The 15,985-nt window shown below is 60.3% G+C and carries 16 protein-coding genes; 11 read left to right on the forward strand and 5 right to left on the reverse strand.

Annotated features, from left to right (window positions below; genetic code table 11):
• Positions 1 to 280 precede the first annotated feature (280 nt).
• The 9 genes from AC6I97_RS18420 (at position 281) to AC6I97_RS18460 (ending at position 6,814) form a co-directional block, all read left to right on the forward strand.
• Positions 281 to 1,447 carry a glycosyltransferase family 4 protein gene (locus tag AC6I97_RS18420; protein WP_309927365.1) on the forward strand — a complete coding sequence of 389 codons (1,167 nt, stop codon included), beginning with the start codon at positions 281 to 283 and terminating at the stop codon, positions 1,445 to 1,447.
• The gene (locus AC6I97_RS18425; protein ID WP_497945865.1) at positions 1,444 to 2,793 is read left to right on the forward strand and encodes a UDP-glucose dehydrogenase family protein; all 1,350 of its coding nucleotides are present in this window, start codon (positions 1,444 to 1,446) and stop codon (positions 2,791 to 2,793) included. The genes AC6I97_RS18420 and AC6I97_RS18425 overlap by 4 nt, the downstream gene beginning before the upstream one ends.
• Positions 2,794 to 2,879: 86 nt before the next feature.
• Entirely contained in the window at positions 2,880 to 3,767 is an 888-nt protein-coding gene (locus AC6I97_RS18430; protein WP_497945867.1) for an SGNH/GDSL hydrolase family protein, read from the forward strand.
• Positions 3,768 to 3,926: 159 nt separating this feature from the next.
• Positions 3,927 to 4,388, forward strand: a complete 462-nt coding sequence (locus tag AC6I97_RS18435; RefSeq protein WP_224091446.1) for an Hsp20/alpha crystallin family protein — start codon at positions 3,927 to 3,929, stop codon at positions 4,386 to 4,388.
• A gap of 65 nt (positions 4,389 to 4,453) precedes the next feature.
• A complete protein-coding gene (locus tag AC6I97_RS18440; protein WP_497945873.1) occupies positions 4,454 to 4,675 on the forward strand; it encodes a hypothetical protein in 222 nt (73 codons plus the stop codon).
• Positions 4,676 to 4,724: 49 nt separating this feature from the next.
• A complete protein-coding gene (locus AC6I97_RS18445; protein ID WP_497945875.1) occupies positions 4,725 to 5,030 on the forward strand; it encodes an Rv3202a family protein in 306 nt (101 codons plus the stop codon).
• A 120-nt stretch (positions 5,031 to 5,150) separates the two neighbouring features.
• Positions 5,151 to 5,888 (forward strand): hypothetical protein, encoded by a 738-nt coding sequence (locus tag AC6I97_RS18450; protein ID WP_497945878.1) that lies wholly within the window; start codon positions 5,151 to 5,153, stop codon positions 5,886 to 5,888.
• A gap of 81 nt (positions 5,889 to 5,969) precedes the next feature.
• On the forward strand, positions 5,970 to 6,386 hold the full coding sequence (locus tag AC6I97_RS18455) for an SRPBCC family protein (RefSeq protein WP_497945881.1): 417 nt from the start codon (positions 5,970 to 5,972) through the stop codon (positions 6,384 to 6,386).
• A complete protein-coding gene (locus AC6I97_RS18460) occupies positions 6,386 to 6,814 on the forward strand; it encodes a MarR family winged helix-turn-helix transcriptional regulator (protein ID WP_224091433.1) in 429 nt (142 codons plus the stop codon). Before AC6I97_RS18455 ends, AC6I97_RS18460 begins: the two co-directional genes overlap by 1 nt.
• 13 nt (positions 6,815 to 6,827) lie before the next feature.
• Here the strand turns inward: AC6I97_RS18460 and AC6I97_RS18465 are convergent, their stop codons facing one another.
• The 5 genes from AC6I97_RS18465 to cspE form a co-directional block, all read right to left on the reverse strand.
• Positions 6,828 to 8,087, reverse strand: coding sequence for a plasmid pRiA4b ORF-3 family protein (locus tag AC6I97_RS18465; protein WP_224091432.1), 1,260 nt, complete (start codon positions 8,085 to 8,087; stop codon positions 6,828 to 6,830).
• 309 nt (positions 8,088 to 8,396) lie between these two features.
• Positions 8,397 to 9,662 carry an APC family permease gene (locus AC6I97_RS18470; RefSeq protein ID WP_224091431.1) on the reverse strand — a complete coding sequence of 422 codons (1,266 nt, stop codon included), beginning with the start codon at positions 9,660 to 9,662 and terminating at the stop codon, positions 8,397 to 8,399.
• Between the two features lie 83 nt (positions 9,663 to 9,745).
• Positions 9,746 to 12,304: a helix-turn-helix transcriptional regulator gene (locus AC6I97_RS18475; RefSeq protein WP_497945884.1), complete on the reverse strand. Its 2,559-nt coding sequence runs from the start codon at positions 12,302 to 12,304 to the stop codon at positions 9,746 to 9,748.
• 345 nt (positions 12,305 to 12,649) lie between these two features.
• A complete protein-coding gene (locus tag AC6I97_RS18480) occupies positions 12,650 to 13,198 on the reverse strand; it encodes a hypothetical protein (RefSeq protein ID WP_497945886.1) in 549 nt (182 codons plus the stop codon).
• A gap of 253 nt (positions 13,199 to 13,451) precedes the next feature.
• The gene (gene cspE / locus AC6I97_RS18485) at positions 13,452 to 13,655 is read right to left on the reverse strand and encodes a transcription antiterminator/RNA stability regulator CspE (protein WP_011773907.1); all 204 of its coding nucleotides are present in this window, start codon (positions 13,653 to 13,655) and stop codon (positions 13,452 to 13,454) included.
• A gap of 300 nt (positions 13,656 to 13,955) precedes the next feature.
• On the opposite strand from cspE, the gene AC6I97_RS18490 reads away from it, so the two are divergent.
• Both AC6I97_RS18490 and AC6I97_RS18495 read left to right on the forward strand, forming a co-directional pair.
• Entirely contained in the window at positions 13,956 to 15,398 is a 1,443-nt protein-coding gene (locus AC6I97_RS18490; RefSeq protein WP_497945888.1) for a DUF3375 domain-containing protein, read from the forward strand.
• On the forward strand, positions 15,395 to 15,985 hold the full coding sequence (locus tag AC6I97_RS18495) for a DUF4194 domain-containing protein (protein ID WP_224091422.1): 591 nt from the start codon (positions 15,395 to 15,397) through the stop codon (positions 15,983 to 15,985). The genes AC6I97_RS18490 and AC6I97_RS18495 overlap by 4 nt, the downstream gene beginning before the upstream one ends.

Genomic DNA, 15,985 nt, shown 5'->3' on the forward strand with positions numbered 1-15,985 from the left:
GACCAAGCGTTCCCAGCAACAAAGCCAGGCCCAATCCGACGGCGACTGTCCGCGCCGCCGCCCGGCGCCGGCGTCGTACGCTTACTCCCCCAAGCGCGCGCGAATCATCAATAACAGCACCCATTTTGAACCCCCAAAGTCGAGACGCGGCAGCGCGTCATTGAACGGGAGTCTACCGGGCGGCTCCGACAAACAGGACACCCTCCTGTTAACCAACTCTTCCTCCACAGGCCACCCGTTCGAACCCGCAAAGCCAACCGCCCCGACCACCGTTGAAGGCGTGAGGATCGCAATCGTCGCCGAATCATTCCTGCCACTGATGAATGGGGTAACCCATTCCATCCTGCGGGTGCTGGAGCATCTGCAGGAGCGCGGGGACGAGGTGATGGTGATCGCGCCGTCGACGTCGGACACTGATGTTTCGAGCGTCGTCAAAGGTGCGTATGTGCACAGGCTTCCGTCCGTGCCGCTGGCGGGTTACACGAATGTGCGGGTTGCTTTGGGTGGTGTGAATCGGGTCAAGCGAATCCTTGCCGATTTCGCCCCCGACGTCGTTCATCTCGCCTCGCCATTCGTGCTGGGCTGGCGGGCTGTGCAGGCTGCCGATCAACTCGGCATCCCGACGGTCGCGATCTACCAGACCGAGGTTCCCAGCTACGCCGCCCGCTACGGGGTGCCGTTCCTGGAGAACTGGGCGTGGAACCGTGTGGACAACATCCATCTCCTGGCCACCCGGACCCTCGTGCCGTCCACGTTCGCGCTGAACCAGTTGCGCGGCCGCGGCATCCTGCGAGTGGATATGTGGCGCCGCGGCGTGGATACCGCGCGCTTCAACCCTGCGAAACGTTCGACGGCGTGGCGCAGATCGGTAGCGCCGCAGGGTCAGCGGATCATCGGCTACGTCGGCCGCCTCGCCGTGGAAAAGCAGGTGGAAGACCTCGCCGTGCTGGCGGACCTGCCGGATACCAAGCTGGTGATCGTTGGTGATGGCCCGCAACGGGAGGCACTCCAAGCGGCCCTGCCGAGCGCCCACTTTGCTGGTTTCCTCGGTGGGGATTCGTTGGCGCAGGCTGTGGCGGGCTTCGATCTCTTCGTCCATCCCGGCGAGTTCGAGACCTTCTGCCAGACCATCCAGGAAGCCATGGCTTCGGGCGTTCCTGTGGTCGCGACCGGCCGCGGCGGCCCCTTGGACCTCGTGGAAAACTCGCGCACCGGTTGGCTGTACGAGCCGGGGAACCTCGCTCAACTGCGCAGCTACGTTCAGGACCTGATGGGCGACGACGCCAAGCGCCGCGCGTTCGCTGCGGCTGCAACCGCTTCGGTCCAAGGCCGGACGTGGCCCGTGCTCAGCGCCGATCTGGTGCGGCATTACAACGAAGTTGTCGCCGGCATTCCCAGCGAAGCCGGCCCCACCGAATTGACCTCAAGCAAAGGACCCTCGGCATGAAAATATCCGTGATCGGCTGCGGCTACCTCGGCGCAGTCCACGCCGCAACACTCGCGTCCATGGGCCACACCGTAGTGGGCATCGACGTCGACGCCCACAAGGTTGAGCAGCTCAACAAGGCGCTGGCTCCCTTCCACGAACCTGGCCTGGACGAACTTCTCAGTGATGGACGCACCACGGGCCGGCTGAAGTTCACCGCTGACTTCTCAGCGGCAGCCGACGCCAAAGTTCATTTCCTCTGCGTGGGCACGCCGCAGTCCAAGACCTCTGACACGGCCGATCTCTCCTACCTGATGAGCGCCACGAAGAGCCTCCTGCCCCACTTGGCCAAGAGTGCCGCCGTCGTGGGTAAATCAACGGTGCCGGTAGGCACTGTGGAGACGCTGCGCGCGGTCCTGGCCCGACGCTCGGACGTCCTGCTCGGCTGGAACCCGGAGTTCCTGCGTCAAGGCACAGCCGTCAAGGATTCTTTGGTTCCTGATCGCCTGGTTTACGGCGTTCCCGGTGGCAAGGGCGCCGCCGCCGGGGCTCCGGTGACCGCCGTTCTGGACGCGGTGTACGAGCCCCTGATCAGCGCGGGTATCCCTCGATTGGTCTGCAACTTTGCGACGGCGGAGCTGATCAAATCGGCGTCGAACGCGTTCCTGGCCACGAAGGTCAGCTTCATCAACGCGATGGCAGAACTGTGCGATGCCTCGGGTGCTGACGTCAGCGAGCTCAGCGAAGCGATGGGTTTGGACCCGCGTATCGGCAACCGGTACCTGCATGCCGGGCTTGGATTCGGCGGCGGGTGCCTGCCCAAGGACATCCGTTCGTTCCGCGCCCAGTCGCGCGAGCTTTCCGTACCGTCCGTGGACCGATGGATGGCCTTGGTGGACAGCATCAACCTGGACCAGCGTAGCCGAGCAGTGGATGTGGCAAGGGAAATGTGCCGCGGTTTCCTGTCCGGCAGAACGGTGACGATCCTCGGCGCAGCATTCAAACCGGACACCGACGACATCCGCGACTCCCCGGCCCTGGACGTCGCGCAGCAGCTCGCATCTGCCGGCGCACATATAACCGTGACCGATCCCAAAGCCATCAACAACGCCTGGATCCGCTACCCGCAGATCCGTTTCGAGGCCTCAACCAAGCGTGCCCTTGAGGGTGCTGAGCTGGTGCTTCTGCTCACCGAATGGGACGAATACGTGTCCCTCTCGCCGTCGTTTGCGGGCTCGCTGGTGCGACGCCGGATGGTGCTGGACGCCCGGAACGTACTGGACGCCGAGGCTTGGCGAAGTGCGGGGTGGACCGTCCGCGGGTTGGGGACAGGGGCGTCGGTGGTGGCGGAGGAAATGTTCCTCTAGCTGGCCGGTACTTCCGGGAACATCACGACAAGTGCTGCCGTTATCCACATTGTAAGAAACCTTTTTCCTTACAAGGAGGTAGGGCAATGAGGTGGCGTGGCCGGGTAACCCCCGAAGGCCTTGTTGATCTCAAAGCGGGTGCTGGGCAGAGTATCAAAGACCCCTCGCACCCATGGAGCAGGTATGTGGCGCTTGGTGATTCCTTCACCGAAGGGATTGGGGATCCGGAACCAGGAAGCGTCGGAGGGCTGCGCGGCTGGGCTGACCGTGTTGCCGAAGAGCTGGCAGCCGACCATCCGGATTTTGCCTATGCCAACCTGGCCGTGCGGGGTTTGCTGCTGCAGCAGATCCTCGACCAGCAGGTCGGACGGGCGCTAACCCTGAAGCCGGATCTGATCACCTTGTCTGCAGGCGGGAACGACATGGTTTTCCACGGCAGTGATCCGGACAAGCTGGCCGGCAAACTTGAGACCGGCGTGAGCCTCTTGGCTGAGACAGGCGCAACGATTGTTTTGTTCACGGGACCGGACTGGGCGTCCACCCCTGTGCTGGGGCGCAACCGGGGCAAAGTGGCCATCTTTAACGAGAACGTACACGCTATTGCTGCCCGCCACGGCACACTCATCACAGATCTTTGGGCGCTGAGGCAACTCCGGGATCCGAGGATGTGGGACCCTGACCGGCTGCATCTCTCCCCACTGGGTCATCACACCGTGGCCATCGCCGTGCTGGAGACGCTCAATGTGCCGCATAGCCTGAAGCCGCTGGAACCCAAAGAGCTGCCCGAACGCAGCTGGCGTCAAGCCAGAGCTGGTGACCTCGCATGGGCAAAGGCGTACTTCGTTCCCTGGGTGTTCAAGCAGCTTCGTCCGCACGGTCCTGGAGAGGAACGCCGGGCGAAACGACCGTCTGCAGGCCCTGTGTTCGAAAGCGAGAACGCTTCAGGAGTGTCCGCGGCCATGGTGGAGGGATAGCCTTTTGCAGCCTCCTCGGAGGCTTGATCCGGCAAGATTCATGAGCCAAGGAGCGTCTTAACAACGTTGCGTGTTCGGCGTATTTTATTTGTGTAGATCCGATTAAGGCCCCGCCCGGGGTCGGTCCGCGGGGCCTGGTAACAAGCAGGAGGCACCACGATGAGCAATCTACTTCGTTGGTCGGCCAGCGACATTGCCGATCCTGTCCGTCGGTTCCTTGAAGGAGAGACCGGCTCCTGGCTCCGGGTGGAGGAATACCGGGACGGTGGATCGATGGTAGTCAAAGCCGAGGTTCCTGGCATCAATCCTGAAAAGGACGTCGATATCACTCTGTCTGGTGACGAACTTCAGATCAATGTGCGCCATGAGGAAAAGTCCGAGCACAAGGATAAGAGGGGGTACCGCTCAGAATTCCGCTACGGCACTTTTTCCCGAACAGTGAAACTTCCGATGGCGGTTTCCGAACAAGACGTCAATGCCTCCTATACAGATGGCGTCCTCGAAGTGCGGATTCCGATGCCGGAGCAATCGGAGAAACAGTCACGGAAGATACCCATCACGCGGGGCGCTTCTTCGGGCGCCGGCACCAATACCAGCTCGGCTCCCACCGAAACCCGTTAGTCCGTAGCCTGGTGCGTACACCGGGCAAGATCCTCTATTGGTAATTCAATCTTCGGGAGCTCACGGTGGACACCGGAGTGATGACGGCTTATATCGCCGGTTATCTCATAACGGCAATCACGGTGTTCATTTTTTGCCTGCCAGCCATAGTGCTGTTTGTGATTCTGTTGCTGGCAGCCGGGGTTCTTCGGGTGGTGGTGTGGCCACTGGAACTGCTGATCCGGAAACTGCGCCGGCACCCGAAGGAAACCCAAACTGACCCATCGTGGTTGTTGGGCTCAGGTTAGGAGCCATACAGGTCTATTAGCGAGTCCGTTAATGAGAAGGAGGAAAACGATGAACATCGGACAGGAGCCGGAATCGCCTCGTGAAGTGCCGGAGGCCGATGCCCTTGAGCAACAAACGCCCGTCCTCCCGGAGGTTTCCGAGGAGTTCGAACTAACGAAACCGCTACCCGATGATGCCCCTGAGGCCGATGTTCTGGAGCAGCGGACAGATGTGCTTCCTGGCGGTTCAGCGTTTACGCGGCTCGAAGGCGTCTCTGAAGCAGAGGCTGCGGAAGCAGACTATATCGAGCAGGCCCTGGCGCCCTCCTTCGAAGAGGATGACGACTACCGCGAGGACAACGAGGAGGTCGGCTAGAAGCAGTCCCCCACCCCGTGCGATAAGTCATAGAAGACTTCTCCTGTTGGGGCCCATGTGACCGGTGTTACTGTCGCTCCACGCGCCTTTCGCATGGGCGCACTCTAAGGGGGCAACACATTGCACGCACAACTTTCGCGCGCCGGAAAACACTCGCTTTTCGGCGGCAAATCGTCACGGGATTTTCGCAGTAAAGCACTCGGTATCACGGCCATCTGGTCACTGATGATTTTGCTTGCCGGTTGCGGTTCGGGGTCCATGGGAGCTGCTGGATCGGTGAGCAGCACCAAGGAATCGACGTCGGCATCTCCCTCGCCTACGCCTAGTCCAACGCCAAGCCAGATAGCCGGGAAAGCCTGCACCTCCGAGAAGAACACCCAAGCTGTGGCCGGCGAAACATACATCTGCACCGTCGATCTATCCGGAAAACTCGCCTGGCTGGACTCCGCAACAGCAACAAAGCTTTCTGATCAACGCGCGGCCGACGCTGCTGCAAAAGCCGCGGCAGAGAAGGCGGCAGCGGACGCAGTCGCGAAAGCTGCAGCGGACAAGGCAGCGGCTGATAAGGCTGCCGCAGACAAGCTCGCCGCCGACCAAGCGGCCGCTGCCAAAGCAGCCGCCGATCAAGCCGCGGCAGATCAGGCTGCTGCCGCTGCGGCTGCGAAGCCTGCCCCAGCCCCTGCCATTCAAAGTGGTTGCGACCCGAACTACGCCGGTGCCTGCGTGCCTGTTGCGTCCGACGTCGACTGTGCCGGAGGCAAAGGCAACGGACCTGCTTATGTCCGAGGCCCGGTGACAGTGGTTGGGTCTGACATTTATGGCCTGGACAACGACCATGACGGCATCGGCTGTGAGTAGGAGCTTCTGAAACTGCCACTGGACAGGATGATCTACGCATAGATAGTCTGTGCGTAGATCATCTAGCTTTGGGAGGCAATCATGTGGGACTACGAACACAGCGTTGAAACCAGCGCGGCACCCCAGGCGCTCTGGCAGCTTTGGGCCGACGTTGAAAACTGGGGTTCCTGGAACGCCGAAATTGAACGCGTTGAGATCGATGGCCCCTTCGCGGTGGGCTCGCAAATCCTTATGACGCCACCCGGGGATGAACCCATCCAGTTGCGAATCGCTGAAGTGGTGAACGGCGAGCTGTTCGTCGACGAAGCTCGCTTTGATGAGCTGCTGATCCGAACCGCCCACCGCTTGGACAGGCTCGACGGCGGTCGAGTCCGGCTGGTCTACAGGATGGAGATCACCGGTGCGGGTGCAGACCAGGTTGGCCCCGAGATCGGGCCTGCCATTACTGCCGATTGGCCGGAGACAATGGCTTCACTCGTCGAACTCGCCCAGCGCTGATGCCGCTCAACCCGGGCGAGAGTCCCGGTTTCCTGCTGTGGCACGCAACCTTGCGCTGGCAACGCGAGGTTGCTGCGGCGTTGGCTCCGATCGGCCTCACTCACGTTCAGTTCGTTTTGCTCGCCTGCACCTGGTGGCTCAACAAAGAAGGCGAGCATCCCAATCAGCTCGCCGTTGCCCGCCAGGCCGGTACCGACGTGAAAATGGCCTCGCAGGTGCTCCGGACCTTGGAGGTGAAGGGTCTCATTGAGCGGGAAGTCGATCCCTCGGATACCAGGGCAAAACGGCTACGTGTTACTGAAGCGGGCTCCGAATTGGCTCCACGTGCGATCGCCGCCGTGGAGCTCGCCGATGCCCAATTCTTCGAGCCGGCGCCCGTCGGTGACCTGGTGGCGCTGCTGAAAAAGCTGGCGCACCCGAGCGATTGATCGCGGACCCTGGCTAGCCTTCGCCCAGACGGCGCTGGACGTCGAGGAGGAACTTGGTGCCGGCGTCGGACAATTCACGCTCATACTGGCCCCATTTTTCGGAGCCCCAAAGCCTTAGGCAGTGGAATGCGCTTTGGACGACCTGCTCCAATTCGCGAGCTACTTCAATGGGTATATCGGCGCCGTTCATCAACCGGAGGCCGCGCTCGTTGAGCGCCAACTGGACTACTTGGGCACTCAGGTTCCGTGGTGGGCGATTACCGGATAATTCCCAGTGCAGTTTGAGTTGGGTAACGACATCCAGTCCCGCACCGTCAGGTGATGCCAAACGGTCAGCAATGTAGTGCCACAACATTGCTGGCCTGTTTACCAGTTTTCTACCCGCTGGGGTCAGGACGAGCCTGCCCTTGTTCTTTCGCAGGAGTTTCCATTCCTGCAAGTGTTGGCGGACGATGCGTACTGGGGCCACGTTGTACTCCGTGGAACTACTTCCGTGCCAGACCTCCTGCCATCCCAATTCAGCCATTGCCCGCTTGACCACAATCGGCTTCAGGTAGCCAGCCGATGTCAGCGGGAATCCGTCAAGCTCCGCCTCCTTCAAGAACCAAAGAGCTGGCCCCAGAACAAATTCCATCTCGTCAGGGGCTACCTCACCTGGCCAGAGCCGCTGCGCCAAACGAGTCAGTTGCCCATTAACAGCATCAAGGTCGAAAGCGTGGGCGTCGAACTTTGATGCCTTCTCCTGTGTTACCAGCTCAAGCCACTCAACAGCTTCCGTATGCTCTGGGTGCTTTGGATCTCCGACCACCCGCACAACGTTGGCGTAGCCATGCACTCCCCCTGAATCCTCGATTGGGCCACGCATTGCGCCGCCGGTGCACGTGATGGTCGATTCCTGAACCAATGCGGGTCCCACGACTTCGATTTCATGAGTCCAGTTGTCGCCAAAGTCGTAGTCGTATTCAAAGGACGACTTCCCAGGCTGGCTTGAGTCGAACAACTCGCCCAGTTCTACGCCGCTGGCCTCCTCCGAGCCTTCAAGTGGGTCGTCGTCTTCGGCGATCCTGGTGATGATCCGTTTCTTGCCCGCCCGGTCATGGCCGGCCACGGCGTAAAGATGTGCGTTCTTCCAATCGAATGCGCATTGAATCGCGCTGTGCAGATCGGCAACGGTGGCGCTCTCCGGGAGAACGAGCTGCCGCCAAATCAGCGGGTCCGTCTCACTAAGGGAAATACGAAGCTCGACGGCGGGGACTTGGATGGGTGACTCCATGCGCCAATTCTGCCAGTGGTCTTTGAGCGGGGCGCAATCGCGTCACACCACCTAGTCCGTCCCTGCGAACACTCATTTTTGGATTGAGGCACCCTCGATACCCTGAATTTGCCCGTATATGAGCACCTAGAGCGAACGAAAGAACACCTAGGCCGCTATTCCCGGCCATAGTCTCCTCTTGTGCCTTCGGGACGGGAAACCCGGTGTCCGGCGGGAACCCCACTCGTCCCAGGCGAAGGAGGCACAACGGCACGGCTCCACCTAAGAACCCCCAGGTGGAGTCGTGCCCAGCCGGTTTCCGGCGTAGGCCTATCGAAGGCTGGAGGAACTCCGGCGCAACCGGATCACCCTGAACACGATGCCCACCACGAACATCAGCACACCCAGACCGACAGATAGCGGCGGCAGTGTCGCAACCAACGCCACGCAGGCAACAGCTCCAGCCACTTGAAGTGCTTTCGGATACCGGCGGTCCTCGGCAGGCTGGGTGAAGGCCGCGATATTTGCAACCAAGTAATACAGCAGCACACCGAACGACGAGAAACCGATGGCGCCCCTGAGGTCAGCCACGGCAATAATCAGGCAAATTGCTACGGCGAGCGTCGTTTCGGCCCGGTGGGGAACCTTGTAGCGAGGATGAACGGCCGCGAGCCAGTGCGGGAGGTCGTGTTCGCGGGCCATCGCCAGGCTCGTCCTGCCCAGCCCTGCGATCAGCGCGAGGAGGGCCCCCAAAGAGGCGACTGCGGCTCCGATCCGAACAATCGGAGCTGCCCAAGGCATCGCACCAGCCGTGACAGCGTGGGCGAGGGGTGTCGGGGTCCCGGAAACACCCTCGGGTCCCAGCGCCGCCAACAACGTGACCGCTATGAGGGCATAAATGACGATGGTGATTCCCAGGGCGATCGTGATTGCCCTGGGAATGGTGCGGCGAGGCTCGCGAACTTCCTCCCCCATGGTGGCAATCCTTGCGTAGCCGGCGAAGGCAAAGAACAACAGCCCGGCCGACTGCAAGATGCCGTACCAACCGTGTGCCAGCAGACCCTCCCCCACAAAATTGCTGAAGTCAGGTCCCGAACCACCCCAAACGGCGGCCAGGGCTATCGCCAAAGCGGTCAGGACCGCGATCACCAAGATTCGGGTAAGTCCCGCCGTTCGAGTCACCCCGTGATAGTTCACAGCCGTCAAAATTACGACGGCGGCAATCGCCACCGGGCGCTCCCAACCTGCCGGTGCGGCATAGGCCGCGAAGGTCATCGCCATGGCCGCGGCGCTGGCCGTCTTGCCGATTACGAATCCCCATCCAGCCAGGAAGCCATACCAGGGCCCAAGCCGCTCCCGTCCGTAGACATATGTTCCGCCGGAGGTGGGGTATCTGGCAGCCAGTTGCGCGGAGGACGTCGCATTGCAGAAGGCCACGAAGGCCGCGACAACCAGGCCAATCAGCAGCCCGGATCCTGCAGCCGCCGCGGCTGGTGTGAAGGCCGCGAAAACCCCGGCGCCGATCATGGAGCCTAAGCCAATGAGGGAAGCATCGAAGGTGCCGAGGCGGCGGGCCAAGGCCGGGGAATTGCTCACGAGAACCCTTCACGCATCAAGGTCTGAGCTCTGCCGGTGTCACCGGAGACTCGTACTGAAAGATGCGTTCAGCCTAACGTGAGTCAGCGTGCTGCCATTGAATTGCCCACGAGGATGAAGAGGCCATTACGTGAGGTTGCGCCGGTTTTTCGCAGGGCGTTGGAGATGTGGTTTTCCACTGTTCTCGCGCTGATCCCAAGATGTTCAGCAATCTCAACGTTTGAGCGATGTCCTGCCAACGCAGCGACCTCAATTTCACGTTCGGTGAGTGGCGTCGTCCTGAAAGTGTTGAACGAGAGTTGCTCGTTGGTTGTGGGAAATCTTGCCGCGAACATCGAGGAAGCTTCGGCCATGGCCTCGGCCGCCGCGGTGTTTCCCTCCAGGACGTGGCGCTTGAGGGCACCTCGAAGGAGCATGCCGATCTGATAGTTGTCGGCATCCAATTCGTAGTGTTTCAGGAGGAGACCAAGCAGCTTGTGATCGCCTTCCACAACGGCGGTGGCAACGGCCATCATCTGGTCGTGAGCCGTTACACCGCTGTCCCGCAGGATCTTGCGCAGCAGATCCAGTACCGGGGCACCGGGACACAGGCATGTACATAGGAGTGCTGTCATGGTTGCTTCCAGAATGTAGCCGCTCTTCATCTGGCGTTTGATGAGCTTGACTGCATGCCGGTCAAAAACCGACGGCTGGGTAGTTTCTGCGGAAACGAGCTCATGTACACCCTTGCCGATACCGGGCAACGGACCAACATCAGGAACCTCACTCCGCGCCTGCGACGCGATGGACAGCGCTGGCGAGATCGCCGTGGTCGCATGCCGTAGGCCTGCGAGCCGCAGCATGGCGTCGTAAAGGACATCGACGACGAAGCCGGGACGGCCCATGGCAAAGACGCTGCTCATGAGGTACTCGGCTTCCTCGAAGTAGCCGCGGTACAGCAGACCGTGCGCCGCAACATAGCTACTGGCCACGACTCCGAACTGATCGAGATTTCGGCGGGCCTCGGCACGCCAATCCAGCGCGAAGACCAAGGAGTCCTCGATCCTGCCTGCTGCAAAAAGCGCGAAACCGTGAAGAAACGGGCGAAGATGCGGGAAGGCGTCGTCGTCCTCAGCCTTCTCTGTCACGTCGAGGACCTTACCCGGCTGAAAGCGATACAGCTCAAGCAAGCTTTTGACGAGTCCTTCCAGGCCCAGCGGTTCATGCTCAGAGCCCTCGGCGGAAGGTTCGACACTTGGCGGAATCCGACCATGCGAGGCGTTGATGAAGAGGATCGCGGCCTCGGCCGTAGAGGCCTGTTCCGGGTTCTGCTCGGCGAATCCATTCAGGATGTCCACTGCCGCACTCACGCCTTGCCCTGAGTAGATTGCAAGGAAAGCCTTGGTGATCGCGAGGAAGAGAACGTCATTGGGGTCGCCGTTGAGCGTTGACGTCTCCTGGCAGACGCGGGTTGCCCGCATAACGTTCACCGGCGCTCCCCAGTAAACCCTGAGCAGAGCGGCAGCATTGGTCGCGGACTTGTTCGCTTGCCATCGTTCATAGCGCGTGCGTTCGCGGCCCGCACTGTGATCGTGAAAATGCCGGGCGGTTACGGCGTCATCGTTTCCCTTTTCGAGCCGCAAGGACCCCAGCACCCGGGATAGGCAGTCAGCAGTGGTGGAATTGCCCTGCGCAGTTTGAGGCACGCCCTCAAGTGCACCAGCAATCTTGTTCCGCAAGAGGTGCCGGTCCCTGAGCGTCTTTTGGCCCCGGAAATAGTCTGCGATGACTGGCGGGCTTATCGCCGCGATCGGTCCATTGTGGTGATCGTCCATGACTGACAGGAATCCCCGCCGTTCAAGGCCTTCCAGCACATCGGGCTGAACCACCTTTTGAAGAACGTCTACACGGGCGGTGCCAAGGATTGCCATAGTGTGCAGGGCAGTGACTTCTTCCGGTTCCAGGTCCGCCAGTAGCTCTTCGAGGGTTCCTCGCAGATGCTCGTTCCAGAGGCTGTCACCTGTCATTTGCCACTGCCGGCCACGCATAACCAGCAGGTCGCTTAAGGCCGCGGTCTCCGTAATGCGGACGATGAGCCGAGGGTTGCCGCCGGACTTGGTCAGGATTCTGGCTGTTGTGTCGGCATCTGCAGCAGCCCCCAGCACCTGCGTCACCAAAGTGTGTACCTGCTCAAAATGGAGTGGGTTCAGTTGCAGCAAAGCTTCGCGGCCACTGTTCATGACGGCCAGTTGACCTCTTGAGATCGAGCCGCTGTCCGGAGCCGTGACGATCAGCGGACAATCGGACCTGCGCCGAACGGATTCCAGGACCGCCAGCGATTCGATGTCCAGCAGATGGATGTCGTCCACTATCAGGACGTGCTTTCCAGGCTTGGATATCTGGCTTGAGAGCGCATCTGCCATATCCATAACTCCGCTGCGGCCGGGCCGAAGCTCTAAACCCAGGCTCTTGATGGCTGCATACGGAATTGAGCGATGCGTCCGAAGGCCGCTGACTAAGTGGATTGCGATGCCGGTTTTTTCCAGGTTGGCCACGACATTTTGCAGCACCGTGGTCCTGCCGCTTCCGGGGGCTCCAATAATCCGCACGCTTATGCCGCGGCCAACGAAATCGAGGATGCGCTGAACCTCAGAATCGAACACTCGATCCAACCTTCTGTTTCTGTGGATGACCGACATGCGGCTCACTTCGCAGGTTAGATTTCGGAAACGGGACTAGGTGGCAAAACAGCCTTGCACAGGCCGCTTAAGGCCCGTCTAGGTGGCGATTCTGGCAAAAATGAGTGCTCCCGCGACTCGCCTAGGTGCTGAGCCTGCTTCGAATGAGCTATTGGGAAAGAGTCGTTGGCAGTCTGTTCGTCCATGGAAGGCCCTCGGTTTCGTAGTTGATATCAACCACGCTACGGACGTTCGAAGGTGAGTTACAGGGGTGTAATTCGCTATGTGGATATATGTTCTAAGCATCTTTTCTGGATGAGAATATATCTACTACAAACGCGATGACCGCGAGCGGGCGGAGGCTCCAGCCTGCTCAGATCGCAGCGGCAGCCATCGCCACATTGCTGGTGTGCAGGCACCCATCGAGATGCCGACGACCGCGGCCACGACAAGGTGCTCGGTAAGCCAGTCCTCCGGCGCATTGCCAGCCTGATATGACAACCGCATACTGACGGCCCAGGCGACGCCCGTGACTGCAGTCCATATAATCCCAACTTTGGCGGACCACCGGGCGGCCCACCATTGCCCCAGGCCGAGTACCAAGCCTCCTAGACCTGCCATGAGCGGCCACCCCACGGCGTCTGGAAGCATGTCTCCAAAACTGTGCGCCACCAGCAAGGACACAGTGGCCCCAAGGATCCACCGCCAGGCGCGTAGTCCGGACCGCCTCAACAGCACTGCTTGGAGACCACCAACTAAGAGCCCGGTGGCAATGCCGTTCACCAGCGCTCCGGCCGGGTTGAAGTTGAAGGAGTCACCGTTATTGGGCGGCAGGGCGCCAGGGAAATGGAACAGGACACCCGACAGCACTGCGCTCAAGGCCGTAGTGAGGAGCCATAGTAAAGGAAAGACCCATGGGGAGCGGGTTCCTAATCTTTCGTTGCCCATGCAGCACCCTCTTATCCAGGACAGGCTGGCAAACAAGCCAAACCCGACCCATCATTCTGCAGCTAGCAGTAATTATGGCGGGCGGCGTGCGAAGGGCAAGGGCCCCGGGGCTGAGATGGCCCCAAGGCACAAGAAAAAGCAGGGCCGGTCAATGACCGGCCCTGCTTTTTCGTTTATCCGAAGACTAGATAGCCTGGATGTTTACTGCCTGGGGACCCTTGGGGCCCTGCTCGACGTCGAAGGAAACCTTCTGGTTCTCTTCGAGGGAGCGGTAGCCCGAGGAGTTGATCGCAGAGTAGTGAGCGAAAACGTCCTGGCTGCCATCTTCAGGAGAGATGAAGCCGAAGCCCTTTTCGGAGTTGAACCATTTCACGGTACCTGTAGCCATTTTTTCAGTCCTTACTGAAGGTGGAGATGCTCCCGACTTTCGGGTCTCCGGTGTGGGGTGTTCTCCACCGTTACTTCAGAAGGTCGCGATCCAGATGGATCACGGGGACTGCCTGAACTACCAAATGCCAAACACAACAACACCGTCAAGTTTACATAGATCTGAGCAGATAGCTAGTGGGACGTCAGATTAATCAATCCGATGGGCCAGAGGACGAGAACAAACTGTCGGACATCTGGCTTAGCCTTTGAAGCAGGAAACCAGCTCAAAGCCAGCACGGACCAATCATCGAAGGACCAAATGGACTACTACGCGATCAACACTCTGCGTGAAAGCCATGCAGGCTGGGCACTCCTCCGAGCGCAAAACGCGCCCCTCGCCCTGCACTTCTTCATGTCCGCCTTCACTGATCCCAATCAACGAAACCTCGGCCGTCAGCAGTTGGTCGACGTTCTGGACGATGTCCTGTTCGGCGTGCGGGAGTCTTATGGCGAGGATAAGTTCCCGCGCAATGCAGCGGAGTACCTGGACGACTGGGCGGCGCCGGAACGTGCTTGGCTGCGCAAGTACTACGTCCAGGGCGAAGACGAGCCGCATTACGATCTCACGCCTGCGGCCGAGGACGTGGTGAGATGGGTCGAGAGCCTTAAGGGCCGCGAGTTCGTGGCCACGCAGTCCAGGCTGACGAGTATCTTCGCGGTCCTGAAGACCCTGGTACAGCAGTCGGAGACAGACCCGGAAGTGCGTCTTGCTGAACTTCAACAGCAGCGGGACCAAATCGACAAAGAGATGCAGCAGATCCGGGACGGCAACGTGAAGGTGATGACTGCGCCGGAGGCCCTGGACCACTTCCAGCAGCTAACCGCTTTGGCGAAAGATCTGCTCTCGGACTTCCGGGAAGTCGAGCAGAATTTCCGGAAACTGGACCGCCAAGTACGCGAGCAAATTGCTACGTGGGACGGCAGCCAGGGCGAACTCCTCGACTCGATCTTTGCCAACCAGCAGGACATCGGAAGCTCACTCCAGGGCCGCACCTTCCAGGGTTTCTGGGACTACCTGATGTCCCCGCAGCTCAGGAGGGAACTCAACGACCTCCTTCACAGGGCCACGCAGATTGAGGCCTTGTCCCGCATGGACAACCTCCACACCATCACCAACCTCCACCAGGACTGGCTGCCGGCAGTGGAGCAGACCCAAAGCACAGTCAGGCAACTGTCGCAGCAAATGCGACGACTTTTGGACGACAAAGTCTTCCTTGAAAACAAGCGCATCATGCAACTGATCCGCAGCATCGAGGCGAGCGCGCTGGACCAACGGGACCAGCCGCCGTCGAACTTTGTCATGGAGATTGAGGCGCCGTCCGTGGACGTCGCCTTGCCGTTCGAGCGGCCACTTTATGAGCCGGGCAGCCGCGTGATGGTGATGGACGAGGTGGTAGCTGCGGATGACCAGGAGCTGGATGCCAGCGCGCTGTTCAGCCAGTTCCATGTTGACAGGGAGCGCCTGAAGTCCAACATCGAAAGTGTCCTTGAGGAGTCGGACCAAGCGACGCTGGCAGATATCACAGCCGCACACCCGTTATCGCAGGGCCTCGCGGAGGTGGTGGCGTATTACCAGCTTGCTGCAGAGTCGGACTGGGCAAGCATCGATCCCGAAAGCACGCAACAACTAACGTGGCAGTTGGAAGACGGCAGCACCCGGGAAGCAACCATCGAGCAAATCATCTTTGTGAGGCCGGCATGAACATTGCAAGCGAAACCACTACGTCGGACGAGCTGCCGGCGGTTGTGACCAAGCTGTTCAAGGGCGTTGTGTATGCGGAAACTGACGAGAAGGTGTGGCAGTCGCTGCTCACCTTGACATCGCAGGTGCGCGATTACGTGGCCGTGCTGGGGCTGAACCTGATCCTTGATGAGTCGGAGGGCTACGCCTTCCTGAAATCGCGTGAGGATCCCGAAGGCACGCTCCCCCGGCTTATCCCCCGCAGGCAACTCACCTTCGATGTCAGCCTGTTGCTCGCCTTGCTCCGGAAGCGGCTGCTGGAATTTGATACGAACAGCAGCGAACTCCGCCTGATCATGACGGAAGAGGAGCTGAGGGACATGGTCTCGGTGTTCTTACCGGAATCGAGCAACGAGGCAAGGATTCTGGACCGGTTGAGCACCAACATCAAGAAGGTGGTGGAGCTCGGTTTCCTGCGAAGGCTCCGCGGCGAAACGGGCACGTACGAGGTAGCGCGGATTTTGAAGGCGTACGTTGATGCGCAGTGGCTGGAAGAGTTCGACGCGCGGCTGGCCGACTATCGCGAATCACTCACCGGGAGTAAATGA

It is taken from the genome of Arthrobacter sp. TmtSoilC48, assembly GCF_059739425.1.